This window comes from Halorubrum marinum (assembly GCF_048381195.1).
Taxonomy (GTDB): Archaea; Halobacteriota; Halobacteria; order Halobacteriales; family Haloferacaceae; genus Halorubrum.
This window is the reverse complement of record NZ_JBLWMM010000004.1, coordinates 66543-89013: the sequence shown is the minus strand read 5'-3', so window position 1 is coordinate 89013 and position 22471 is coordinate 66543. Positions and strand designations below refer to the sequence as shown.

At 66.9% G+C, this 22471-nt stretch carries 17 protein-coding genes; 8 read left to right on the top strand and 9 right to left on the bottom strand.

Annotated elements, in window-relative coordinates; genetic code table 11:
- Positions 1 to 272 precede the first annotated feature (272 nt).
- Complete coding sequence (locus ACNSN4_RS06905) at positions 273 to 8651, bottom strand: malectin domain-containing carbohydrate-binding protein (protein WP_418285061.1); 8379 nt, start codon at positions 8649 to 8651, stop codon at positions 273 to 275.
- Positions 8652 to 9280: 629 nt separating this feature from the next.
- Positions 9281 to 9709, bottom strand: coding sequence for a universal stress protein (locus tag ACNSN4_RS06900; RefSeq protein WP_418285060.1), 429 nt, complete (start codon positions 9707 to 9709; stop codon positions 9281 to 9283).
- 88 nt (positions 9710 to 9797) lie between these two features.
- Between ACNSN4_RS06900 and ACNSN4_RS06895 the strand changes: the two genes are divergently transcribed.
- Both ACNSN4_RS06895 and ACNSN4_RS06890 read left to right on the top strand, forming a co-directional pair.
- Positions 9798 to 10667 (top strand): SMP-30/gluconolactonase/LRE family protein, encoded by an 870-nt coding sequence (locus ACNSN4_RS06895; protein ID WP_418285059.1) that lies wholly within the window; start codon positions 9798 to 9800, stop codon positions 10665 to 10667.
- Between the two features lie 80 nt (positions 10668 to 10747).
- Complete coding sequence (locus tag ACNSN4_RS06890; protein WP_418285058.1) at positions 10748 to 11023, top strand: transcriptional regulator; 276 nt, start codon at positions 10748 to 10750, stop codon at positions 11021 to 11023.
- A gap of 25 nt (positions 11024 to 11048) precedes the next feature.
- Here ACNSN4_RS06890 and ACNSN4_RS06885 read toward each other — a convergent pair whose 3' ends face one another.
- The 4 genes from ACNSN4_RS06885 to ACNSN4_RS06870 form a co-directional block, all read right to left on the bottom strand.
- Positions 11049 to 11726, bottom strand: a complete 678-nt coding sequence (locus tag ACNSN4_RS06885) for a DJ-1/PfpI family protein (RefSeq protein ID WP_418285057.1) — start codon at positions 11724 to 11726, stop codon at positions 11049 to 11051.
- Between the two features lie 99 nt (positions 11727 to 11825).
- A complete protein-coding gene (hpt, locus tag ACNSN4_RS06880) occupies positions 11826 to 12395 on the bottom strand; it encodes a hypoxanthine/guanine phosphoribosyltransferase (protein ID WP_418285056.1) in 570 nt (189 codons plus the stop codon).
- 144 nt (positions 12396 to 12539) lie between these two features.
- Positions 12540 to 13319, bottom strand: a complete 780-nt coding sequence (locus tag ACNSN4_RS06875; protein ID WP_418285055.1) for an enoyl-CoA hydratase/isomerase family protein — start codon at positions 13317 to 13319, stop codon at positions 12540 to 12542.
- Positions 13320 to 13406: 87 nt separating this feature from the next.
- Positions 13407 to 13628, bottom strand: coding sequence for a hypothetical protein (locus ACNSN4_RS06870; RefSeq protein ID WP_418285054.1), 222 nt, complete (start codon positions 13626 to 13628; stop codon positions 13407 to 13409).
- Between the two features lie 147 nt (positions 13629 to 13775).
- On the opposite strand from ACNSN4_RS06870, the gene aroC reads away from it, so the two are divergent.
- Positions 13776 to 14963, top strand: a complete 1188-nt coding sequence (aroC, locus tag ACNSN4_RS06865) for a chorismate synthase (protein ID WP_418285053.1) — start codon at positions 13776 to 13778, stop codon at positions 14961 to 14963.
- Between the two features lie 25 nt (positions 14964 to 14988).
- On the opposite strand, the gene ACNSN4_RS06860 is transcribed toward aroC, so the two are convergent.
- Genes ACNSN4_RS06860 through ACNSN4_RS06850 form a run of 3 tightly spaced genes read right to left on the bottom strand, consistent with a single transcriptional unit; the run spans position 14989 to position 16740 of the window.
- Positions 14989 to 15198 carry a hypothetical protein gene (locus tag ACNSN4_RS06860; RefSeq protein ID WP_418285052.1) on the bottom strand — a complete coding sequence of 70 codons (210 nt, stop codon included), beginning with the start codon at positions 15196 to 15198 and terminating at the stop codon, positions 14989 to 14991.
- A gap of 51 nt (positions 15199 to 15249) precedes the next feature.
- Positions 15250 to 16140, bottom strand: a complete 891-nt coding sequence (locus ACNSN4_RS06855; RefSeq protein WP_418285051.1) for a ZIP family metal transporter — start codon at positions 16138 to 16140, stop codon at positions 15250 to 15252.
- A gap of 57 nt (positions 16141 to 16197) precedes the next feature.
- Complete coding sequence (locus ACNSN4_RS06850) at positions 16198 to 16740, bottom strand: TIGR04206 family protein (protein ID WP_418285050.1); 543 nt, start codon at positions 16738 to 16740, stop codon at positions 16198 to 16200.
- Between the two features lie 102 nt (positions 16741 to 16842).
- Here ACNSN4_RS06850 and aglM point away from each other — a divergent pair, with 102 nt between their 5' ends.
- From aglM to ACNSN4_RS06825, 5 genes are all read left to right on the top strand, one after another.
- Positions 16843 to 18159: a UDP-glucose 6-dehydrogenase AglM gene (gene aglM, locus ACNSN4_RS06845; protein WP_418285049.1), complete on the top strand. Its 1317-nt coding sequence runs from the start codon at positions 16843 to 16845 to the stop codon at positions 18157 to 18159.
- A gap of 85 nt (positions 18160 to 18244) precedes the next feature.
- Positions 18245 to 19111, top strand: a complete 867-nt coding sequence (locus ACNSN4_RS06840; RefSeq protein WP_418285048.1) for a DUF7847 domain-containing protein — start codon at positions 18245 to 18247, stop codon at positions 19109 to 19111.
- A 145-nt stretch (positions 19112 to 19256) separates the two neighbouring features.
- Positions 19257 to 20024 (top strand): hypothetical protein, encoded by a 768-nt coding sequence (locus ACNSN4_RS06835; RefSeq protein WP_418285047.1) that lies wholly within the window; start codon positions 19257 to 19259, stop codon positions 20022 to 20024.
- Positions 20025 to 20057: 33 nt separating this feature from the next.
- The gene (locus tag ACNSN4_RS06830; RefSeq protein WP_418285046.1) at positions 20058 to 21140 is read left to right on the top strand and encodes a M48 family metalloprotease; all 1083 of its coding nucleotides are present in this window, start codon (positions 20058 to 20060) and stop codon (positions 21138 to 21140) included.
- Positions 21137 to 22456, top strand: a complete 1320-nt coding sequence (locus tag ACNSN4_RS06825) for an outer membrane protein assembly factor BamB family protein (protein WP_418285045.1) — start codon at positions 21137 to 21139, stop codon at positions 22454 to 22456. The genes ACNSN4_RS06830 and ACNSN4_RS06825 overlap by 4 nt, the downstream gene beginning before the upstream one ends.
- Positions 22457 to 22471 lie beyond the last annotated feature (15 nt).

Genomic DNA, 22471 nt, shown 5'->3' with positions numbered 1-22471 from the left:
CGCGTCTCGGCGTCGTCAGGGCGACCGATTTCCGATGGGGCCTCTGGCAAGTTGCCGATCGGACGGCCGGCGCAGTTCGGATCTCGTGATTGTTACCCCCGAAGGGCGCCGGTCCGTGCCACGTGGCGAAACGCCGGAGCGCTCGCCTGCCGTCATCGGTTCGCATCCGCACGCGGCCGTCGCTATCGGGGTCGACCTCGTCGGTCGACCGCGGGCGGACAGCGACGGCGCGTGTGGTGGTTCCGGTCATCGATCTTGGCGCAGCGTCGCTACTACGAGCTGCTGTCCTCCGTTTCGACTATCTCGATGGCCCGTACCTCCGGGTTCTCGGCGTTGCCTTTCTCGAACTCGACCGTTATCGTGCCGTCGCCGTCGTCGGTGGCGGTGAAGTTCTTCATCGTCCCCGTCTGGTGGCCGACATCGGCCACGGGGTCGTACTGCGTCAGGACCTGCTGGCCCTCGATGGAGACGTTGAACTGGCGGTCACCGGGATCGCTGGCTCCGTCGAACGAGTTGCCGACGTAGAGCCGGACCTCGACCTGCTGACCCGAGTCGACGGAGAACTCCCAGGTCATATTCCCGTAGCGCTCGTAGTCCCATACTCCGTCAGGGGTGCTCGATGGGACGTTCGCGGTCGTCGAGATGATCGAGCCGCCGTCGTAGTTGCCGGTCGAGCCGGGGCCCACTGAAGCGAGGTACTGCGAACTCTCGTCTGCGACCCCGGTCCAGTCGGGACCGTCGTCTGTCGCGTTGATCGTCGTCTCCTCACCCGCGTTCACGCGGTGGAGTGTCTGAACCGATGACGAATCGTCGTCGCCGGCGCTCTCGTCGTAGTTCAGCACGACTGTGTTCGAGGCCGCGCCGGTGTCACCGTCGCCGTCCTGCACGGCGGCGACGAGGTAGTTGAAGCCGCCGTCAGCGGTCGAGTCGGTCAGCGTGACGTCGACGGTCGCCTCGCCGTTCGAGTCGAGCGTGACGATCTCCTCTTCGACCTGCAGCGCCTTGTTCGCCTCGTACGGCTCGATGTCGTAGCCGGGCGATCCCGAGCCGTCTGCGTCTGGGACGCCGTTGAGGTTGAGTTCGCCCTCGATCCGGAGCAGCCTCACGGTCTGGTCGGGAGTGCCGGTGATCGTGACCGTCTGCTGGGCGTCCGCTACCGTGGCCCCGCTGTGATGGCTTCGAAGGACGGCGTCGTCGAGCGTGACGCCCTGCACGTCGATCGACGGTGCGGTGGCGATCCCGTCTTTGGTGGTCGCCTGCGAGCCACCCGCGCTGCCGTCGCCGAACAGGGTGTTCGTCTGGGTGGCCCCGGAGGCGTACTCGACGGTCATCGTCGCGCCGGCGAGCTCGAGTCCCGAGACGGGACCGGCCGCTTGCGACCCGGACGAACCTTTGATGCTCGTCGGATCGTTGTCGATCGAGAACGCGAACGTCTCGCCGGGCTGGAAGTCATCGAAGGCGATCGTCAGCACGTCGTACCCGTCGTCGGGATCGGAGTTATGGGGCTCCGAGAGCACACCCTCGATTAAACCCGTCTGGGAGGCACCGGAGTCGGCAGTGAAGTCCTTGCCGATCTCGTCGCCGGCGGTCCCCTCCGGATCGTAGATCATGTCGGGGAACGTGGCCGTTCGCAGATCAAGCGTCACCGAGGTGATCTCCTGGTCGCCGGTGTTCGTGATCTGGAACGAACCGCTACCATAGGTGCTGGCGTCGATGTTGTTACTGTTCGGGGTCACCAGCATCTGCATGGAACCCGAGCCATCGTCAGCCTGCTCAACGGTAAGCTGGAAGCTCTCGGTCGCAGTCGCCTGCCCGTCGTCAGCCGTCACGTCGACCGTGTACGTCCCCGCGTCGCCGGACTCGGGAGCGATCGTTATCGTGTCCCCGTCGAGGGTCACGAAGTCGGGACCGCTCACCGACAGCGTCAGCGAGTCGCCGTCGTCGTCGGAGGCGTTGACGGATACTTGGGCGGTGTCACCCTCAGTGACCGTCTGGTTCGCGATTGCGTCGATGGTCGGTGCGGTGTTCTCGTCACCGTCACCGTCAGAGCTGTCAGCTTCCGAGACCGTGAACGCGCTGAGCTTGCCGAAGTCCTCGGACGCGTCGAGTTCGATGTTCAGTTCGCCGTCGGTAACTTCGACGGTGAACGTCTCCTCGGTCGCGTTCAACGCACCGACATCCGCGTAGATGTCGTAGTCGGTCAGGACCTGTTGGCCCTCGACGGAGGCGTTGAACACGCGGTCGCCTTCTCCACCGCCAGCGTTCCCCCCATCGACGCCGTGCCAGATCTCGGCGAATTGCAGTGTCACCTCGTAGGTGCCGTCTTCGACCGGCATACTGTACGAGAGCGAATCGCCGTACCGCTCGGACTGGTACAGCGGGTCGTCCTGCGTGTTCTCGATGGTCAGGCTGGTATCGACGGTCGTTCCCTCCGATCCGCTGAAGGAGCCGCCGAAGTCCGTGTCATTGGCGTAGTTGGTACCGTCCGCAGCGGTGTAGTCGGAGCCACCGGCGTTCACCGCGTAGACGAGTTCATCGTCGGTTGACTGCGATTCGACAGTGAGCTGGAAGCTCTCTGTCGTCGTGGTCGTACCGTCGTCTGCTGTCACGTTGACTGTGTATGTGCCCGCGTCGCCCGACTGCGGGGCGATGTCGACCGTTCCGGTGCCGTCGCCGTCGTCAGTCAGACTGACGAAGTCGGGGCCGTCGACCGACAGCGTGAGGTCGTCGCCGTCGGCGTCGGACGCCGACACGTTCACCGTGACGGTATCGCCCTCGGTGACCGCCTGGTCGTCGACAGCCTCGATGGTCGGCGCCTGATTGGCAGGCTCGGCGTCCTGCACCGTGACGTTCACCGTGTCGGTGTCAGTCAATCCGCCGTCGGAGACGTTCACCTCGAAGGTGAGCGTCTCGTTGGCGTCGACCTCGGGTGCGGTGAACGTCGGCGTGGACGAGGACGTATCGCTGAGCGTCACGTCGGGACCAGCCGTCTGCGTCCAGTCGTAACTCAGCGAGTCACCGTCCGGGTCGCTGGAGCCGGAGGCGTCGAGGGTGACCTCGTCGCCCTCCTCGACGGTCTGGTCGTTACCCGCGTCAGCCGTCGGCGGCTGGTTCGCGTCGCCTTCGACCGGGTCGACCTCGATGGCCGATACCTTGGCGTTGTCCTCGACGGTGGTGAACTCGACGTTCAGTTCGCCGTCAGCGACCTCGACCGTGAACGTCTCCTGGATCGCGATCAGTTCGCCGCCGGCTTCCGCGTAGATGTCGTAGTTGTCGAGCTGTTGCTCTCCCTCGGCGCTCACGTCGAAGAGCCGCTCACCGGTCTGATCCTCGTCGGGGTTGTTGTCGTTAGACGTCCCCTGGTAGATCTCTGCGAAGTGCAGGGTGACCTGATACTGACCGTCCTCAAGGGGCACGTCGTAGCTGAAGTTGCCGTACCGCTCGGTCTGGTAGAGCGGATCGTCCTGCGTGTTGTCGATCGGCTGGACGAAGCTGTACGTGGTCCCACCGGTGAAGGCGGTGTCAGCTTGGAACTCCGTCCCGTCGCTGGCGGTGTAGGCGTCGCCGCCGGCGTTCACGGTGAAGCTGGTCGAGTCGCCGTCGTCACCACCGCCGTCAGTGCTCTGCTCGTACTTCAGGACGACCGCGTTCGAGCCCAGGCCGGTGTCGGAGCTGGGCTCGCCGTGCGTCGCCACGAAGTAGTTGTAGCCGCCGACATCAGTGGTGTTGAGCAGCGTGACGGGCAGCTCGGCCTCGCCGTTCGTGTCGAGGGTGACCGTCTCGTAGTTCACCTGCTCGATCTTGTTGGCTTCGTAGTCCTCGATATCGTAGCCGGGCGACCCGGAGCCGTCGGTGTCCGGCACGTTGTCGAGTTCGAGTTCGGCCTCGAAGTGCAGTAGCGTGACCGTCTCGCCGGGCTCTCCCGTGACGGTCACGGTCTGGTCGGCCTCGCTCACGGTGGCCGCGCTGTGGTGGTCGCGGAGCGCGCCGTCGTCGAGGCTAACGTTTTGCACGTCGATACTCGGTGCCGGTGCGACCGACTCGTCGAGCGTCGCCTGTGCGCCGCCCGCACTGCCGTCACCGAAGAGCTGCGTCTCCTGGACGATTCCATCGGTGTACTCGGTGCTCACATTGGAGCGGGCGAGTTCGAGCCCGGAGACCGGTCCGGCCTCCTGCGAGCTGATGGTCGCGCCCTTGATGCTCGTCGGGTCGTTGTCGGCCGAGAACGACACCGACTCGCCGGGTTCGAAGTCGGTGAACTCGATGGTCAACACGTCGTAGCCGTCGTCGCCGTCGATGCCGTTGTGGGGCTGACTGAACACGTCGTCATCGGCCGTGCTGACGACGCCGACGCCGTCACCCGACTCCGAGTCGATGCTCAGTCCCTTCGCCGCCTGATCGCCGGCGGTCCCATCGGGATCCCACACCATGTCAGGCATGGCTCCCGAGGAGAGGTCGAAGGTGACCGACGAGATCTGCTGGTCGCCGGTGTTCTCAACCGTGAACGATCCACTGCCGTAGGTGGACGCCTCGGTGCCGCTGTTGGGCGTGACACTCACCGACGCGGCGCCGGGTTGGGCCGTTGATTCGCCGACCGTGACGGTCTCGGCCGTGCTGTCGGTGGCACCGTCGTCGTCGGTGACGGTGAGGGTGACGTCGTAGTCGCCCGCGGCGTCGAAGGTGTTCGTCACCTGCTCGCCGGTGGCGGTCTCGCCGTCGCCGAAGTCCCACTCGTAGCTCGCGATGGAGCCATCCACGTCGCTGGAGCCGGACGCGTCGAAGCTCACCTGCTGGCCCGCCTCGGGAGAGTCGGGACTGAAGGTGAACGACGCCGTCGGCTGTTCGTTACCGTCGCCGATGGTCGCGTCGGTCTGCCAGAGGTTGATCAGCTCCTGCATCTTCTGGAAGTCGATAGTCTGACCACCGGTGTTGGGCACCTCCGCGTCGGTCTGCCAGAGGTTGATCGCCTGCTGGATTTCGGTGAACTCGATCTTCGTGTCGTCACCGTCCTCGTCGATGCTCGCGACCGCCTCCTCGATGGTCAGCGTGTCGTCGGAGCCGTCGTCCGCGTCCTGAACGGTGACGTTCACCGTGTCGGTGTCGGACAGTTCGCCGTCGGAGACGCTGACCTCGAAGGTGAGCGTGGTGTCCTCGTCGACCTCTGGCGCGGTGAACGTCGGATCCACCGCGTCGTTGATGTTGAGGCTGACGTCCGGCCCATCAAGTTGCGTCCACGTGTAGCCGAGCATGTCACCGTCGGGGTCCGAAGAGCCCGAGGCGTCGAGTTGAACTTCCGTGTTCTCGTCGACGGTCTGGTCCGGGCCAGCGTCCGCGACTGGCGGCTGATTCGTCTCGCCGTCGCCCTCGAGAGGCGTGACGTAGAGGTTCTTCCAAGTCGCGTCGAACGTCGAGCTCGCGCCGTTCGACGTCGAGATGACGCCGGCGGCCATCCCGCGCTCGGTCGAGTCGAGCCACTCGGACGGGATCGTCGTCTCGCCGACGTAGGTCATCCCGCCGCCGTCGGTCGCGTAGTACGCCTCGACGGTGTCGTTGCTCGGGTAGACGTGCAGGTAGAGGTCGGTGTTTGTGTTTTGTCCGGTGACGCTCGCGTCATCGGGCTGCGCCACGTTGTCGAAGGTCCCGTCGACTTCCTTCGCGAACTCGACACCACCCGTTCCGTCGTTGGCGGAGACGACCAACTTCGCATAGTTGTCCTGATCGCCGTTACCGAGGTAGATCCCCATCGACTGGTAGTTCTCCGGGGAGTCGGGATAGCCGGTCACCGTGGAGCTGACGACGAACGGTTCGTCGGGCGCGTTCACACCGGTCTGGAACGCGTACTGTTGGCTGTTCGAGTTCGCGTGCGCGTCGCCCTGCGGGACTCCCTCGACAGTGAGCACGTTCGCCGCGCCGCCGGCGATGACGTTCTCGTCGTCGTAGAGGTCCATGTAGTCGTCCTGGCCGTTCGTCATCACGCCGGTGAAGCCGAGGCCGAGGATCGTACCGGGCTGGGCGTTCGGCTGGAAGTCCAACGTCATCGGGACGTCGGTGTCGAGGCCGTTCGCCGCGTCGCGCGCGAACGGGTCCTCGTAGTCGAGCCAGCCGTCGCCGTCGTCGTCGTCGTCGTTGACGTTCGAGACGCCGTCGCCGTCGAAGTCGGCGGGAGTGGACGCCGCCGAGCACGGGTCGGATCCCGCGTCGATCTCGTCGGCGTTGCTGTAGCCGTCGCCGTCCTCATCTAGCTCCCAGTCGTATGCGCCGGTGCACTGTTCGCCGCCGCCGCTGCCGTCGTAGTCGTTCGGCTCGAAGACGGTGATGTCGTTCGGACCGTGGTTCGCCGTCCAGACGGTACCGGAGAGCTGGTCGTCGTCGCCCTGCGCGGCGATTCCGAGCGGACCGTTCGTGTTGAAGACGTTGCTTACGTCGGTGACGTCGTCACCGGCGCTGTTCAGTTGAGTGCGCTTGATTGTCCCGCTACCGCCCTCCACGACCAGCAGGTCGCCCTGCATGCTGCCGCCGAAGTTGGAGGCGGTGTACTCGGTGATGCCACCGGTCCAGCTGAACGTCGGGCCGATCGAATTGTCCTCGGTGGGATCCTGGTAGTCGCACTCAACCGGGTTGGCCATGTCGAAGGGAACCGGCGTGTCCGACTCGTCGAAGTCGTGGTACTGATTCCCGTTCGCGTCCCAGAGGCCCGCGCCGTCCGGGTTGCCTCGGATGGGCGCGGGGTGACCGCCGTAGGAGCCCTCGGTGGCGAGGTGGAGCTGATCGCCGGTGCCGTAGCTCCCGTCCTCGTTGGGCTCGTTGGTGCAGATCCCGTTCGGTCCCCCATCGACCGGCTGGCCGCCCCAGCCGCCGTTCGGCCCGTTATCGATGACGTAGAGTTGGTCGTCCTGTGAGAGAACGAGGTCGTAGGCGTTCCGGTACCCGGGCGAGTATATCTGAACTGGACCGCCCTGGACGATCTTCGCCTGGTTAAGCCCGTCATCCCCGCCGAACGGAAGTGTCCCGCCCTGAACCGTCGGAATCGAGTAATAATAGTCGAGATTCGCGTACGCCGAATCCTCGTTCTGGAGGCTTTTCGGCTGGTGTTCGGCCTCGATCTGTGCCAGATCGATGCTCAGGACGGCCGCCGAGAGCGCGTATTCGGGCGTGTGTCCGAAGTTATTGCTCGGTGCGCCCTTGTTGGTGTGGCCGCCCACCGCGAGGTAGAGCGTCTCACCGTCCTCGGAGAGGTCCATCCCGTTGGGGGCGTGGTTCTCCTCGGAGCGCGGCAGGCCGAGCACCAGCACGTCGTGGTCGAGGCTCGCGAGGCTGCCGTCGTCGTTCCAGTCGAACGTCAGCCGGGAGACGGCTCCCGAGTTGGTGTCCTTCGAATCGTCGTCATCGCCGACATCGATCTGGTCGTCGCTCGAGGAGACGTAGACGACCGGTTCGGCTGCCGTTCCACCCGCGGTGATGCCAGTAATCTGTCGCGCGGTCCGATCCGCGTCGTGGTTCCCGAAGTCGTCGTGATTCGGGATGTCCTTGATCGCGCCGATTTCCTCTTCGTTGAGCACCTGGTAGCTGTCCTCGCCGGTGCGCTCGACTTCGAGCGCGTAGACGGTGCCGCCCTGTGTCGAGACGTAGGCTCGATCGTCAGGACCGAAGTCGATGGCCGTCGGGTTACCGGCGCTGAAGCCCTGGAGCGTGGACTTGCTGAAGCCGACCGGAACGTCGCTGGCACCCTCACCCGCGAGGTCGACCGTCAGCGGAGAGTTCGTGCCGGAGTGGCTCACTTCGAGCGTCGCGCTCATCGCGTCGACGCTCGACGGCGAGAACGTCACCGGGATCTCGGCTGATTCACCCGGAGCCAGCGTCGTCTCGGATGCTGCGCCGGCGGTGAACTCGTTCGCGTCTGATCCGGCGATCGAGACATCGGAGATATCGATGCTCGGATCGTCGCTGTCGCCGAGGTTCGTCACCGTGACCTGTTTGGTGTCGCTGTCGCCGGTGACGACCGTTCCGAAGTTCACGGCGCTCGGCCCTCCGAGCGTATCGGGTTGAGGCTCGGCCTCGACGACCTCGATAGCCGAAATCTTCGCGTTATCGACCTCGGTCGTGAAGTCGACGTCCAATGTGCCGTCCGTAGGCGTCACGGTGAACGACTTCATCGTTCCGACGTCGTGGCCGACTTCGGCGTGGATGTCGTAGTCGTTCAGGACCGTCTCTCCCTCGAGGGCGACATCGAAGACGCGCTCGTTCGACGATTCTTGGTAGATTTCGGCGAAGTACAGTCGGACTTCGTACTCTTGACCGGACGTGACGTCGAAGTCCCACTGCTGGTCGCCGTAGCGTTCCGACTGAAATACCGCTGAGGGCGTGCTCGACGGGACCGTACCATCGAGGCTGATCGAATCGCCTGTACTATACGTCGACGAGCTCCCGCTCACGGATACGCCGCTCGTGGAGCCCGGCGGTGTCCAGTCGGAGGCGCCGTCAACGGCCCCGACCGTTGATCCTCCCGCGTTCAGTCGATACTGTACGTCTTCACCTGTCTGCGCCTGCGCGGTACCGGCTCCGACCGCTATCGATGCCACGCCCATCATAGACGTGATCATCAATAGCGAGAAGAGCAGTGCGAAGGCCCGCTTCGATCGTGTCGGTGGCATATGTGTGATTGTCCGTTGGCCGGCAGGTTTCGGTTCGCGTCCTACTGCTGGGCCGACAAAAGATCAAAAATCTAACAACAAATAGTAAAACAGTATTATATCCGGTTAACGATACTATAACAGAAATTTGATAGTTCTCGACAATTGTGGTATTAATTATATCCAACCATAGTATTAATTCTCTCCAACTATGATATCAACATTCTCCAACTATGATATCAACATTCTCCAACTATGATATCAACATTCTCCAACTATGATATCAACATTCTCCAACTATGATATCAACATTCTCCAACTACCTCCGAAGTGCTCGGCGACCCGGCCCAGGTTCTCGCCGGCGGCATCTAGACCGATCGACGCGTCTGCGGATACGGAATCATACGTTCTGCGACTTCTGTCCGACAGAATCAGCTATCGGCGTCCGGCACACCATCGGGTACTCCATCCCGGAGACACGCGCATCACACGCATCGCAATCGGAGGCGACGACTGAAGACCGGGACGCCTGGTTGAACACGTTCGAGAGCGCCCCTCAAGGAGGAACAGATCGTGAAAATAACGAGCCCATATTCGACGATCTTGACGTAGATCGGCGTCCCTCGTTCTGATATGGGAGATAATTCGGTTCACCGGACCAGCGTCGTCGGCACGTCCGTCTGGCGCACGACGGCCTCGGCGACGCTGCCGAGGAGGAGCCGTGAGAGTCCCTCCCGCCCGTGGGTGCCGAGAACGACGTGATCGAACCCGCCCGAGTCGGTGTACTCGACGAGTCGGCGATCCGTCTCGCCCATGAGGAAAGTGACCGAGAGCTCGCGTCCGTCGGCGACCTCGCGGATCGTCTCGAACACCGTCTGCGCCATGTCGTCCCCGACGCCGTCGAGTTCGTCGAGGTCGGCGTCGTACACCTCGTTCACGTCGGCCGGGAGCATATCGATCTCCGGGTACGCGACGTGCACCGCAGTAATATCGGCGTCGGGGAAGGTGTCGAGCGCGAACGCGAGCGCTTCGCGGCTCAGCGGCGAATCGTCCATCGCGACGAGAATACGTGTGACCATGTCTGCGGTTCGTCGGGCGACGATATGAAACCGGTGGCGGATTTCGTCCGGGAGACACACTGAAGTACTGCGCTTCGAGAGGATCCGTATGGTTCGGACCGACCGCGTCGCGGACGAGACCGCACACACCGGCGAGGGGCCGCTCTGGCACCCGGCGGAGCGGCTGCTCTACTGGGTCGACATCCCGGCTGGGCGACTGTACCAGTACGATCCAGAGTCCGGCTCCAACGAGATTGCCTACGAGACCGGCGGCGACCCGCTCGGCGGATACACGGTCGAGGCCGACGGCGCCCTTCTCCTGTTCACGCACGGCGCGATCGAGCGATGGGTTCCGGGCACCTCAGAGGCGAAACAGGTGGCGAGCGTCGACGCCGACACGCGATTCAACGACGTCATCGCCGATCCCGAAGGGCGGGTGTTCGCGGGGACGATGCCGGGCGACGAACGACTCGGCGACCTCTACCGAATCGACGCCGACGGCTCCGTTCGGGTCGTCGAAACGGGCCTCGACATCCCGAACGGTATGGGCTTTTCCGGCGACGCCACCACGTTCTATCTCACGGAGTCTGAGGCCCGACGGATATACGCGTACGACTACGACTACGCCACGGGCGAACTAACGAACCGCCGCACCTTCGTCGAGACGCCGCCCGGCGACGGCGTCCCGGACGGGATGACCGTCGACGCCGACGATCACGTCTGGTCGGCGCGTTGGGACGGCGGGCGGGCCGTCCGCTACGACCCGACCGGGCAGTCCGTCGCCGAGATCTCGCTGCCGGCGCGGAAGGTCGCCTCTCTCACGTTCGCTGGCCCCTCACGGGACGTGATGTACCTGACGACCGCGCTGAGCGACTCGAACCGCTCGATCGAGGGCGACGGCGCGGGCGCGCTGTTCCGAGCGACGGGCCTCGCGACCGGTGGTCGATCGGAGTTCCGGTCTCGGATCGCGGTGGAGTGACGGTCCGGTCCGTCGGGGCTCGGTCGAGACGCCCTCGGCTTCGCCGTCGTCGTTTTATATACTCCCGACTAACGCAACGCATGGAGACGACGCGCCAGCGAATCGCCGAGACGCTCCGTGAAGCGCCGGCGACCGCGAGCGACATCGGGGAGTCGTTATCGCTGCCGACGCCCGTCGTGTACGAGCACTTGGAGCACGTCTCGCGGTCGGTCGACGGCGACGGCGAGTTCCTCGTCGCCCCGCCGACGTGCCGCGACTGCGGCTTCGACGGCTTCGACGACCCCGTCAACGAGCCGTCTCGGTGTCCGGAGTGCAAGAGCGAGCGAATCGAGGAGCCGGCGTTCGTGATCCGCTGAGCGTCGCCCGGCTATTCGAACGCAGTTACAGCTCGTCCAGCAGCGTCGCCGCGGCGGCCGCGGAGGATCCCGGGCCGCGGGCGGTGATCAGGTCACCGTCGACGGTGACGCTGGTGTCGGCGTCGAGCTCGGCGTCCCAGTCGGCGCCAGCGAGGACGACCTCGTCTTCGACCCAGTACGGGAGCTTCCGACCGTCCGGCATCACGTCGTGGTCGTCGACGATGCCCTCCTCCCACGCGTTCGGGAAGCCGGTGACCGAGCGACCCTCGACGAGCGGCGTCCCGTCGGCCTCGCGGGTGAACGCTAAGATTCCGACCGCGTGACAGACGACGAGCGCGACGCCGTCGTCCCCGGCGACCGCGTCGAGCAGGAGCTGGCGCGCGTGTCGGTCCTGATTCACGTCCCAGACGGTGCCGTGTCCGCCGGGGACTACGACCGCGTCGTAGCCGTCGGCGCTCACGGTCGCGAGCGGCTCCGGATCGTTGAGTCCGGGATGCGTCTCGTCGACCTCGCGGAGCTCCGCGGCTCGGTCCTCGCCGCCCGCGGCGTCCGGCTCCAGCGACCGCTCGTCGACGACCGGCGGCGAACCCGACGGCGTCGTAATCGTCACGTCGACGCCCTCCGCTTCGAGCGTCGTCAGCGGCTCGATGCACTCTTCGGCCCAGTACCCCTCCTCGCTCACGACGAACAGCGCGCTACTCATGTGTAGTCTATCGTTCGCGGTCCCGACGGAAAAGACGTCCGCGCCCGGCAGCGACGAGGGCGGGCGCGGGGTTTATAACCGCCGTTGCGTCGGAGTGCCCTACTCGTCGCCCTTCGCGTCGACGATGACGACCTCGCCGTCCTCGACGGTGACGTTGATCAGCGTCTTCACGTTGTAGTCGGTCTCGTCGAGCTCGTTCGCACCGGCCTTCTTGATCACGGCGACGACGTCGACGACCTCCGCGCCGACCTCGTTGGTGAGCGCGTCGAGGATCGCCTTCATCGTGCCGCCCGTCGAGAGCACGTCGTCGAGGACGAGGACGCGGTCGCCCTCCTCGACATCATTTATATACATCTCCGACTCGGAGTAGCCGGTCTCCTGGAACAGCGGCACCTCGCCGTCGAGGCCGTACTGCCGCTTGCGGATGACGACGAGCGGGATGTCCGTCATCAAAGAGAGCGCGGTGGAGATGTGGATGCCCATCGCCGCGGGCGTGACGATCTTGTCGACGTTCTCCAGCTCCGCCTTCCGGATGATCCGGATGACGATCTCCCGGAGGAGCTCCGGTTTGAGCATGGGAACGCCGTCGCTGATCGGGTGGACGAAGTACTGGTACTCGCCTTTCTCGATGATCGGCGCGTCGAGGAGCGACTGCCGCAACTGGTCCATGTCGCCGGTACTCGGGCGGATTAATAAAGCGTGGCGGTTACGCCGTCCGGTGTGGACCGGTGGCACGGGACGAACCGAGCGTCAAGGCGACTCTTTCGGGCTGCCCGCGAGCCACACCCCGTCCGATACCGAGCCCCAGTCCGTCTACTCGAACTCGGGCTCGCGCTTCTCGAGGAACGCCGCCATCCCCTCCCGCTGGTCGTGGGTTCCGAAGAGGCCGGACCACGCGCGGCGCTCCAGAGCGAGCCCGCTTCGCTGTGTCCCGTCGTGGACCGCGTTCAGCGCCTCCTTCGCGGCGCGAGTCGCGAACGCCGGCTTCGCGGCGAGTTCCGCGGCCAGTTCGTCGAGCCGCTCGTCGAACGCGTCGTCGTCGACGACCTCGCCGACGAACCCGATCTCGGCGGCCTCCGCCCCGTCGATCCGCTCGCCCAAAAAGACGAGCCGCTTCGCCGTCTCGTCGCCGACGAGCCGGGAGAGCCGTTGGGTGCCGCCCCAGCCCGGGATGATTCCGAGGTCGATCTCCGTCTGGCCGAGCACCGCGCTCTCGGCGGCGACCCGGAGGTCACAGGCGAGCGCCAGCTCGCAGCCGCCCCCGAACGCGTAGCCGTCGATCGCGGCGACCGTGGGGGCCGGAAACGACTCGAGAGCATCGGCGACCCGGTGGCCCAGTTCGGCGTACGCCTGCGCCTCCGGTGTCGATAGCTCGACCATGTAGGAGATGTCCGCGCCCGCGACGAACGCGTCGTCACCCGCGCCGGCGATAACGAGCGCGCGGGCGCCAGCCGCCTCGGCCTCCGCGAGCGCCTCCTCGATCGCTTCGAGCGTGTCGACGGTGAGCGCGTTGAGCTGTTCCGGGCGGGTGACGGTGAGCGTCGTCACACCGGTCTCGGTATCGACGTCGAGCGTGATCGTGTCCCACGACATACCGGCCCGTCTCGCGGAGGCGTGAAAACCGTTCGGCAGGCGGAACTCGAACGAGCGAGGAGCCGAACCAACGGGCGGTGGGAGCGCTCAGATCTCCTCGCGGCTGTCGATCTCGCTGTAGATGAACCACGCGGCGGTGTAGGCGCCGATGAAAAGCAGGTAGCCGACCACGAGCCCCACGAGCTGTCGGGAGCCGATTCCGCCCGGGAGCGTCCGCGAGAGGATACCCAGCGCCACGCCGAACACGACGAGCGAGAACAGCCCGGAGAGGGCGTACACGCCGAGATCGGAGGTGAGTCGTTCGCGCACGGTCACAGTATCATCGCCCGTTTATATACCAGCACCGGTCCGTTCCCGCCGAGACGCATCGCGTACACAGCGCGGTCGTTGCCGCGGATACCGCGCGGTCGTTGCGCGGATTGCAACCCCTATATGCCCTCGGCCATACGGACGGGTATGAACGGAAACCGGTTCGGACGGCTCTTCCAGCTGACGACGTACGGCGAGAGCCACGGCGACGCGATGGGCGTGACCGTCTCCGGCGTGCCCGCCGGGGTCGAGCTCGACGAGGAAGCCATTCAGGCGCACCTCGACCGGCGCAAGCCGGGCCAGTCGATGATCACGACTTCCCGGGGCGAGCCCGACGAGGTCGTCGTCAACTCCGGCGTGCAGGACGGGTACACCACCGGCACGCCGATCGGCATGGTGATCCAAAACAAGGACGCGCGCTCCGGCAAGTACGAGCCGTACGTCACCGCCCCGCGCCCCTCGCACGGCGATTACACCTACTCCGCGAAGTTCGGCACGCGCAACTGGGGGGGCGGCGGGCGCTCCTCCGCGCGCGAGACGGTGAACTGGGTCGCCGCCGGCGCGGTCGCCGAGCAGGTCCTCGCCGCCTCCGAGCACGACGTCGAGATCAAAGCGCACGTGAACCGAATCGGCGACGTCGAGGCCGACGGCGTGAGCTTCGAGCAGATCCTCGAGCACTCGGAAGAGAACGACGTGCGATGTGCTGACCCCGAAGCTGCCGCCGAGATGCAGGAGCTGATCGAGGAGTATCAGGAGGCGGGCGACTCGATCGGCGGCTCCATCTACTTCGAGTGTCGCGGCGTCCCGCGCGGGCTCGGCGCGCCGCGTTTCGACAGCTTCCCGGCGCGGCTCGGTCAGGCGATGTTCTCGATTCCGGCCACTACGGGCGTCGAGTACGGACTCGGAACGGACGCGACCGACGTGACCGGCAGCGATCGCAACGAGGACTGGACGTTCGACGACGGCGAGTCGTTCGAGCACGTCGCAAGCGAGGCGGGCGACCCGGTCCCCGTCGGCAACGACCACGGCGGGCTCCAGGGCGGGATCACGACCGGGGAGCCGATCTACGGCGAGGCGACGTGGCACGCGCCGACCTCGATCCCCAAGAAACAGCGCTCGGCCGACTGGGAGACGGGCGAGGAGAAGGAGGTCCAAGTAGTGGGGCGGCACGACCCCGTCCTCCCGCCGCGCGCGGTGCCCGTCGTCGAGGCGATGCTCTACTGCACCGTCCTCGACTTCATGCTGCTTGCCGGACGTATCAACCCGGATCGGGTCGACGGCCGCCCGGGACAGTACGACACCGACTACCACCCGAGCAACCCGGACAACGAGTAGCGACCTCCAGTCGTTCGGGCTGTCGTCACTCCCCCGGCGACCACTCGCAGGCGTCGCCCGCGGTCAGGTCGTTTTCATCGACGTGCGCGGAGAGACACGCGTAGTTGCAGAAATACGCTGGCGACCCGCAGTCGTCGTCGCAGTCGCGCACGCAGATCGGGTCGTGGTCGAAGATCGGCGATCCGCAGTAGGCGCACGCCTCGTCGGCTTCGGGCGTCGATACGGTGGTGGACACGCCCGGAACTTCGGGAGTGACCGTAGAAAGGTTTCCGCGGGTCTGCGCGGCTCACACCACGAGGAGTTCGTCGACGGCGATCACGACCACGAATCCGAGCAAAAACGCGAGGGTCGCGGCGTCGGCGTGCCCGTGGCCGTGTGAGGAGGGAATCAGCTCTCGGAAGACCACCGCGAGCATCGCGCCGGCGGCGAACCCGGAAGCGATCGGGAACAGTCCGGCCGCGACGGACACGAGCAGGAAGCCGAAGACGCCGGCGGCGACCTGCGGCACGAGCCCGGAGAGCGCGGTGTAGACGAACACCTTCGCGTTCGACATCCCCGTCTCGCCCATGGGAACGGCGAACGCGAATCCGTCCGGGACGTTCTGGAGGCCGATAACGACCGCGAGCAGCAGCGCGACCTCCTCTAACCCCGACGCGAAGGCGACGCCGATCGCCAGTCCCTCCGGGGCGTTGTGTAAGGTGATCGCGCCGCCGATAAGCAGGGCCTTGCGGAGCACCGAGTCCGGGTCATCGATGGGCGCGGTCGGGTCGCCGAGGGCGGCGTCTGGAACGGACTCGTCGGATCGGTCGTCCACCGTCGCGGCCGCAACCGGATCGGCGGGGAGAGACATCGCTGCCGCATCGTCACCCGTTGCGCCCCCCTCCGGGAACCACTCGCGAAACTCGGCGTGGAGGTGGGGGATGGCGTAGTTGCCGCCGAGTAGCACCAATCCGCCGATGGCGAGGCCGCCCATCACCGCGGCGAGGGTCCCCTCTTCCATCCCCGGGAGGATCAGGCCGAAGACGCTGGCGGCGACCATCAGTCCGGCCGCGAGCCCCAGTGCGGCGTCGTAGACTCGGTGGGTGACGCGCGCCCGAACGAACACGGGAAGCGCCCCGAGGCCGGTCGCGAGTCCGGCCACGCCGGTGACGGTAACCACCGTGAGGAGGTCGGTCATGAGCCGAGGTTCCGTCCGATCACACATAAAAACGGGCACCGGCGGCGAGCGAGGCGGTCAGCGCGTGACGACCCGCCGCAGAGTATCGCCGTACACCGCGATGACAACTGCGAGCGTCGCCAGCGCCCCGACCGGAAGCACGGCGAGCCAGCCCGTGGTGACACCGACGCCGAACCGCGTCGCGAGGCCGACGGAGACCCACAGACTGGCGACCGACGCGAGCGCCAGCAGACCGCCGGTGACGCGGCGGTCCTCGCGGCCGAACGCGACCCCACCGGTCGCGCTGGCAGTCGCCAAAAGGTGAAAGCCGATCGCGAGCGGCCACGCTCGGATCGACGCTGGCAGCGAGCCGAACGCCCGGGGCTGGTCGCGGAAGTACGCCCACACCGGATAGCCGTCGACGCCGAGTCCCGGTCCGGGCGAGCCCGTGTTCAGGAACCCCCAGAGGCTGACGACCGTCAGGCTGCCGTCCGCGGGAACCACCGCCATCGGGACCGCGAGCAGCGCGACGACGAGGAGCCAGCCGCGGCGACTGCTGACGGCCGCCGGACGTGCGACGGGGCCGGGTTGCTCGCCTCGCTCCGCCGGCACCTCGGACATATCCTCGTCTCGGCCCCCTGCGCTCAAGTATCTCCCGACGCCAGCGCGAGCCCCAGTGCCACCGACGCAACGCTCTTTGAGCCGGGGGTCGCTTGATGGGGTATGCGAGTCACCGTCATCGGCAGCGGCTACGTGGGAACCACGCTCGCGGCCTGCCTCGCGGACGTGGGCCACGACGTCACCGCTGTCGACATCGATTCCGATGTGGTCGCGGCGCTGAACGAGGGTCGCGCGGCGATCCACGAGCCGGGCCTCGACGACCTACTGGCCGAGCACGCGGGTAATCGACTGCGAGCGACCACCGAGTACGACAGCGTCCCCGACGCCGACGTGACGTTCCTCGCGATCGGCACGCCCTCCCGCGGGGACGGGAGCATCGATCTCGGACCGCTGACCGCGGCCGCGGAGATGACCGGCGAGGCGCTCGCCGAGGAGAACGATTCCTCGCCCGCGGACACGGGCGACCGCCACCTCGTCGTCGTCAAGAGCACGATCACGCCGCCCGGCGTCGCCGAGGTTCGCGACGCGCTTCTTACGGGCGCGGGCGGGGCCGCCGTCCGCGTCGAGCTCGCGACGAACCCGGAGTTCCTCCGAGAGGGCTCCGCAGTCCACGACTTCCAGCACCCGGACAAACTCGTCTTCGGGACCGAGTCCGAGTGGGCCACGGGCCGGTTGGAGGCGCTGTACGAGCCGCTTCTCAGTGCGATCGGTGGGGACGTTCCGGTCGTCCGGACCGACCCCGAAACGGCGATGATGATCAAATACGCGAACAACGCCGCTCTCGCGTCGAAAATATCGCTGGCGAACGACCTCGGGAACATCTGCAAGCAGTTCGGTATCGACGCCTACGAGGTGATGGACGCGGTCGGACTCGATGACCGTATCGGGGCGAAATTCCTGCGCTCGGGGGTGGGATACGGCGGATCTTGTTTTCCAAAAGACGTCGACGCCATCCGCGCCGCGGCCCGCGAGGCCGGTTACGAGCCGGCGCTGCTCGACGCGACCGTCGCGGTCAACGACGGGCAGCCGGAGCGCATGCTCGGCCTGCTCGACGACCACGCCGACGTGGCCGGGAAGCGCGTCGCGGTGCTCGGGCTGGCGTTTAAACCCGGCACCGACGACATCCGCAACTCTCGGGCGACCCCCGTGATCGAGGGGCTCCAGGCGCGCGGCGCGGAGGTGGTCGGGTACGACCCCGTTGCGACCGCGAACATGCGCGAGCGCTTCCCGGACGTCGAGTACGCGGAGTCGGCCCCGGCGGCGCTCGACGGTGCGAGCGCGGCGCTCGTGGTGACGGACTGGGACGAGTTCGCGGCGTTGGACGACGACTTCGACGCGATGGCCGATCCGGTCGTGATCGACGGTCGCCGGATCATCGAGCGCCGCGAGGGGCTGGTGTACGAGGGACTCACCTGGTGACGAGGGCGTCGCCTGTGGCGGTGTGCCACGTGTCCGCGACGAAGGATCCCATGTCATTTATATAACTCGAACTGCATTCCGATGCATGGCAGCCCTCCAAGCCCTCCGGCCCGCAGCCAGCGGCGTCGCTCGCAACCCGATACTGATCGCTATCACCGCGCTGTACGGGCTCGCACAGCTCCCGAACCTGCTCATTCAACCGACGCGACCCCTGCTCGCGTCGCTGATTTCGCTCGCCATGACGGGCCTGTTGCTCGTCGTGCTCCCCTTTTTTCAAGGCGGTATGCTCGCCATGGCCAGCGAGGCGATTCGCGGAGAGACGACCCTTTCGACGCTCGTCGCCGAAGGGAAAGCCAACTACGTCTCGCTGCTGCTCGCGTACTTCGTGCTGTTGGCGATCAACCTCATATTCGGCCTGATCACCTTTTTCGGCATATTCATCGCGGTCCTCGGCACCTCGTTCGGCGCGGCCTCCGGCCCCGGCGGATTCGGTGACCCGACGTCCGGCGCCGGTAGCGTCCCGGGCGGGCTGACCCTGCTGACCGTCCTCGGGATCGTCGCCACCGGGCTTGCGCTCGTCTACTTCTTGATCACGTTCTTCATCCAGTTTTACGCTCACGCGATCGTCTTGGACGACCGGGAACTGGTCGATGGATTCCGCCGAAGCGTCGGGGTCGTTCGCTCGAACCTCCTCAGTGCGCTCGGTTACACTATCCTACTCGTTATCGGCAGTGCGCTGCTGGGCACGCTCGCCGCCGCGGCGTCGTTCGCCGTCGGGCCGCAGCCGCCGGGAAGTCCGATCGCCGAGCTGATTCCGTTCGACCCCACGACCGCGACGGCCGTCGTCGGCGCGATCGGGTACGTCGTCCTGACCGGGCTGTTCGGCGCGTTCTACGCGACGTACTCGGTCGCGTTTTACGAGTCGATTCGGCCGGAGACCGATCCGGTCTGAGGGCCACCGCCACCGCCGCCACCACCACCACCACCACCACCGCCAGCACCGCCGCCACCGCCACCGCCGCCACCGCCGCCACCGCCAGCACCGCCGCCACCGCCAGCACCGCCATCCCTAATCCGCCGCAGACCCTCCGATCGGTATGAACACGCAGGACGGCGGCCACTACGACGCCGCGGTCGATGCGCTGGCCGCTCGGGAGTACGAGACGGCCGGGGATCGGTACACTCGGGGCGGTCGCCGGGTACTCGCCGATCCGCGTCCGGATCTGGATCCGTTCGAGCCCGACGAGAAGGGCTGGACCGGACAGGGGCTCCAGCAGCTGCTGATGGCCGCGGTGGCGTACCGCGTTGCCGGCGCGGACCGTCGAGCCACCCAGCGCGCCGTCGAAGGGATCGCCGCGACGCGCGACTTCCAGCGGGTGCTCGACGCCCCCGGACAGGGTGCCTGCCTCGCGGAGTTCGTCGCCGACTTCCGGGTCGCCGGGGAGCTCGAGGGTCCCGAGAAAGCGTACGACGACGCCGCAGAGCGCTACGCGGTTGTCGGCGACGAGGTCGACTCGCCCCAGGCGCTGGCGACGACCCCGCTGTTCGGCGCCGCGGCCGCGACGATCAAACAGGTCGCTCGCGGGCAGGCGAACGGCGAGATCGCGGTCACGTGGGAGGACCTCCACGGTCCGGACCCCTCGCAAGCGGGCGACTTCCTCGCGCATCGCGCCCGATACAAAAAACAGCGCTTCGCGGGGCTCGTTGCGGGAGCGATCGCCGACGGTCACCTCGCGGCCCCGCGCGGGACCACGGAGTACGGCAACGAGACGCGTCGCTGTCCGGCGTGCGGCTCGAACGACGTCAACTGGGCCGGAACCGACGTGCTCTGTATGCGGTGTTCGACGCCGACAGAGGAAGTTTAAGAGAGGGGACCAAACCTCCTCACCGAACACACGATGTCGTCCTCCATCCGCGCGACCCTCGGGCCCCTCCGTCCGGCGAACCGTCTCGATTCGGACCAGCAGCTACGCGCCCGTCTGCTGATCGCGACCGGCTTAGTCGTCCTGCTCCCGTTCGCGTTCGTCTACACGTTCGTGTTTCTGATCAACACGGTCGGCCTCCCGCTGTTGGAGTGGGCGAACGAGCGCCCGTACACCGGCGAGGTGTACGTCGACCCGGTCGCTCTCGCGATCGTCGTGCTCGGCGGGCTCGCGGTGCAGTACCGGTACGGCCCCGGGAGCGTTCTGCGCTCGATCGGTGGGCGGCACGTGTCACCCGACGAGTACCCCGAACTCCACGCCGCAGTCACTCGGATCGCGGCCCAGGCCGATGCCCCGAAGCCGGACGTGGCGGTCGCGCGGACGGAGCTACCGAACGCGTTCGCGGTCGGAACCCCCGGAAACGGGACCGTCGTCGTCACGACCGCGCTCTTGGAGCGGCTCGACGAGGAGGAACGAGACGCCGTGGTAGCCCACGAGCTCGCGCATCTGAAGAACCGCGACGCGAGCCTGATGACCGTGGCGTGGGTGCTCCCGACGATCACCTACTACCTCGCGGTGCTCGCCTCTTACGTCCTCTACGGGCTGTTCAAGTTCCTTCAGTTCGGCGGCGGCCGGTCGGGCGGAAATCGGGACGGCCGCGCGCTCGCGATCGGGCTCGTCGTGATCACGGTGAGCGCGCTCCTCACCTTGACCGTCTCGGCGATGTTCTGGTTCGGGAGCGTCCTGATCCACCGGGTGCTCTCGCGGTACCGGGAGTACGCCGCCGACCGCGCGGCCGCCGAGATCACGGGATCGCCGGCGGCGCTCGCGAGCGCGCTGGAGACGCTCGACGAATCGATGCCCGAGGTTCCGGAGCGGGACCTCCGCGAGTTCGACGGCGGTGCGGAGGCGCTGTACATCGCGCCCCTAGAGGGCCGAGCCTTCGGCGACAAGGAACTGGTGAGCACGGACGTGTTTCCGGAGACGCACCCGCCGACCCGGAAGCGAATCGCGCGGCTCCGCGAGATGGCGAGTGAGACCGCGGGTGAGACCGCGTGACCGGGCGAGAACGACGCTCGGAACTCTCGCGACGCCGACTCCTCTCGGCGGCAGTGAGTGGGGCGGTCGGCGGCCTCGCCGGGTGCGGCTACCGCCCCGGCGGCGGCGACCTCGCGTGGGAGTCGTCGATCGGACCCGACGGACTTCACAGGACCGGGCCGCCGCGGTTCGCGGTCACGTCAGATCGGCTCTTCGCCGTCCGGAACCAGTCGGGACTCACCTACGACTTCGGAACCAGTACGTGGCAAGACGTCGAGAACGCGTCCGTGACCGCGGTCGACGAGTCGGGGGAGACCCGGCTCGCCGCGGAGACGGAACGACAGGCGGTCGCCCCGCCAGCGGTCACCGAGGAATTGCTGTTCGTCCCCGTCGAGGGCGGTCGAATCACCGCGATCGACCGCGGTACGGCGGGGATCGACCCCAACGCGCGGAGGACCACCGGCGGCACCAGCGGTGACGGAGCCGAAAGCGACGAAGCCGAAGGCGACGACGTTCGCTGGCAGGTCGACGGGATCGCGACCGCCGATGACGGAACGGCGGACTCCCCGGGAATCGACGGCGTCCGCGCGAGCGGCCGACTCGCTGTCGCGATCGCGGGACCGGAACTGATCGCTCTCGACGCCGAGACGGGCGATCGAGCCTTTCAGGTCCCTGAGGCGTGGCCGGACCGTGCCGGCGCGTCCGACCGTGTCGCGGTCGACGGCGGAAACGTGTGGGCCGCGATCGTCAGTGAGAGCGACGGCCGGTCTGGCGGCGAGTCAGAGGGGGCGACACCCGTCCTCACCCGGTTCGGCCCGTCCGGCGAGCGCCGCGCGGAGCGACCGGTCTCAGTGGACATCAGCTGGCTCGTCCGGGTGGGGGAGACGCTCGTCGCCGGGAGCGCCGCGGCGGGAACCGTGATCGGATTCGACCCGAACCTCGATCGGCGCTTCTCGCTGTCGGTGCCGGCGCCGAGGGACCGGCCACCGGTCGTCGAAGGGGACCGCGAGAAGGGGTCCGCCCGGCAACGACTCTATCTCCGCCGGGGCGGGACGGTCAGGGCGCTCGACGTCGGAGACGGGGACACCGCGTGGAAGCGCACCGATCTACCCGCCCACCAGAGGGTCGCCGTCGACTCGAACGGGGTCTACGCAGTCGGGTCACGAGCGATCCTCGCCGTCGGTGTCGACGGGGAAGACCGCTGGCGGGCGCCGCTCCCCGAGGGCGTCACCGTCGACGAACTGTTCGCGGTCGGCGGTCGCCTAGTCGCCTTCGACGACGGGGAACTGTACGGGTTTCACGCGACGCCGGGCGAGCGGTGGTCGCTGATCGGGTAGGTGCGACGACGCGTC

What these genes read in the sequence shown, in the direction of transcription:
- aroC (WP_418285053.1), top strand. Translation starts at nt 13,776, where the DNA reads ATGAACGGAAACCGGTTCGGACGGCTCTTCCAGCTGACGACGTACGGC.
- ACNSN4_RS06885 (WP_418285057.1), bottom strand. Translation starts at nt 11,726, where the DNA reads ATGAGTAGCGCGCTGTTCGTCGTGAGCGAGGAGGGGTACTGGGCCGAA.
- aglM (WP_418285049.1), top strand. Translation starts at nt 16,843, where the DNA reads ATGCGAGTCACCGTCATCGGCAGCGGCTACGTGGGAACCACGCTCGCG.
- ACNSN4_RS06875 (WP_418285055.1), bottom strand. Translation starts at nt 13,319, where the DNA reads ATGTCGTGGGACACGATCACGCTCGACGTCGATACCGAGACCGGTGTG.
- ACNSN4_RS06855 (WP_418285051.1), bottom strand. Translation starts at nt 16,140, where the DNA reads ATGACCGACCTCCTCACGGTGGTTACCGTCACCGGCGTGGCCGGACTC.
- ACNSN4_RS06835 (WP_418285047.1), top strand. Translation starts at nt 19,257, where the DNA reads ATGAACACGCAGGACGGCGGCCACTACGACGCCGCGGTCGATGCGCTG.
- ACNSN4_RS06830 (WP_418285046.1), top strand. Translation starts at nt 20,058, where the DNA reads ATGTCGTCCTCCATCCGCGCGACCCTCGGGCCCCTCCGTCCGGCGAAC.
- ACNSN4_RS06840 (WP_418285048.1), top strand. Translation starts at nt 18,245, where the DNA reads ATGGCAGCCCTCCAAGCCCTCCGGCCCGCAGCCAGCGGCGTCGCTCGC.
- ACNSN4_RS06905 (WP_418285061.1), bottom strand. Translation starts at nt 8,651, where the DNA reads ATGCCACCGACACGATCGAAGCGGGCCTTCGCACTGCTCTTCTCGCTA.
- hpt (WP_418285056.1), bottom strand. Translation starts at nt 12,395, where the DNA reads ATGGACCAGTTGCGGCAGTCGCTCCTCGACGCGCCGATCATCGAGAAA.
- ACNSN4_RS06890 (WP_418285058.1), top strand. Translation starts at nt 10,748, where the DNA reads ATGGAGACGACGCGCCAGCGAATCGCCGAGACGCTCCGTGAAGCGCCG.
- ACNSN4_RS06850 (WP_418285050.1), bottom strand. Translation starts at nt 16,740, where the DNA reads ATGTCCGAGGTGCCGGCGGAGCGAGGCGAGCAACCCGGCCCCGTCGCA.
- ACNSN4_RS06895 (WP_418285059.1), top strand. Translation starts at nt 9,798, where the DNA reads ATGGTTCGGACCGACCGCGTCGCGGACGAGACCGCACACACCGGCGAG.
- ACNSN4_RS06900 (WP_418285060.1), bottom strand. Translation starts at nt 9,709, where the DNA reads ATGGTCACACGTATTCTCGTCGCGATGGACGATTCGCCGCTGAGCCGC.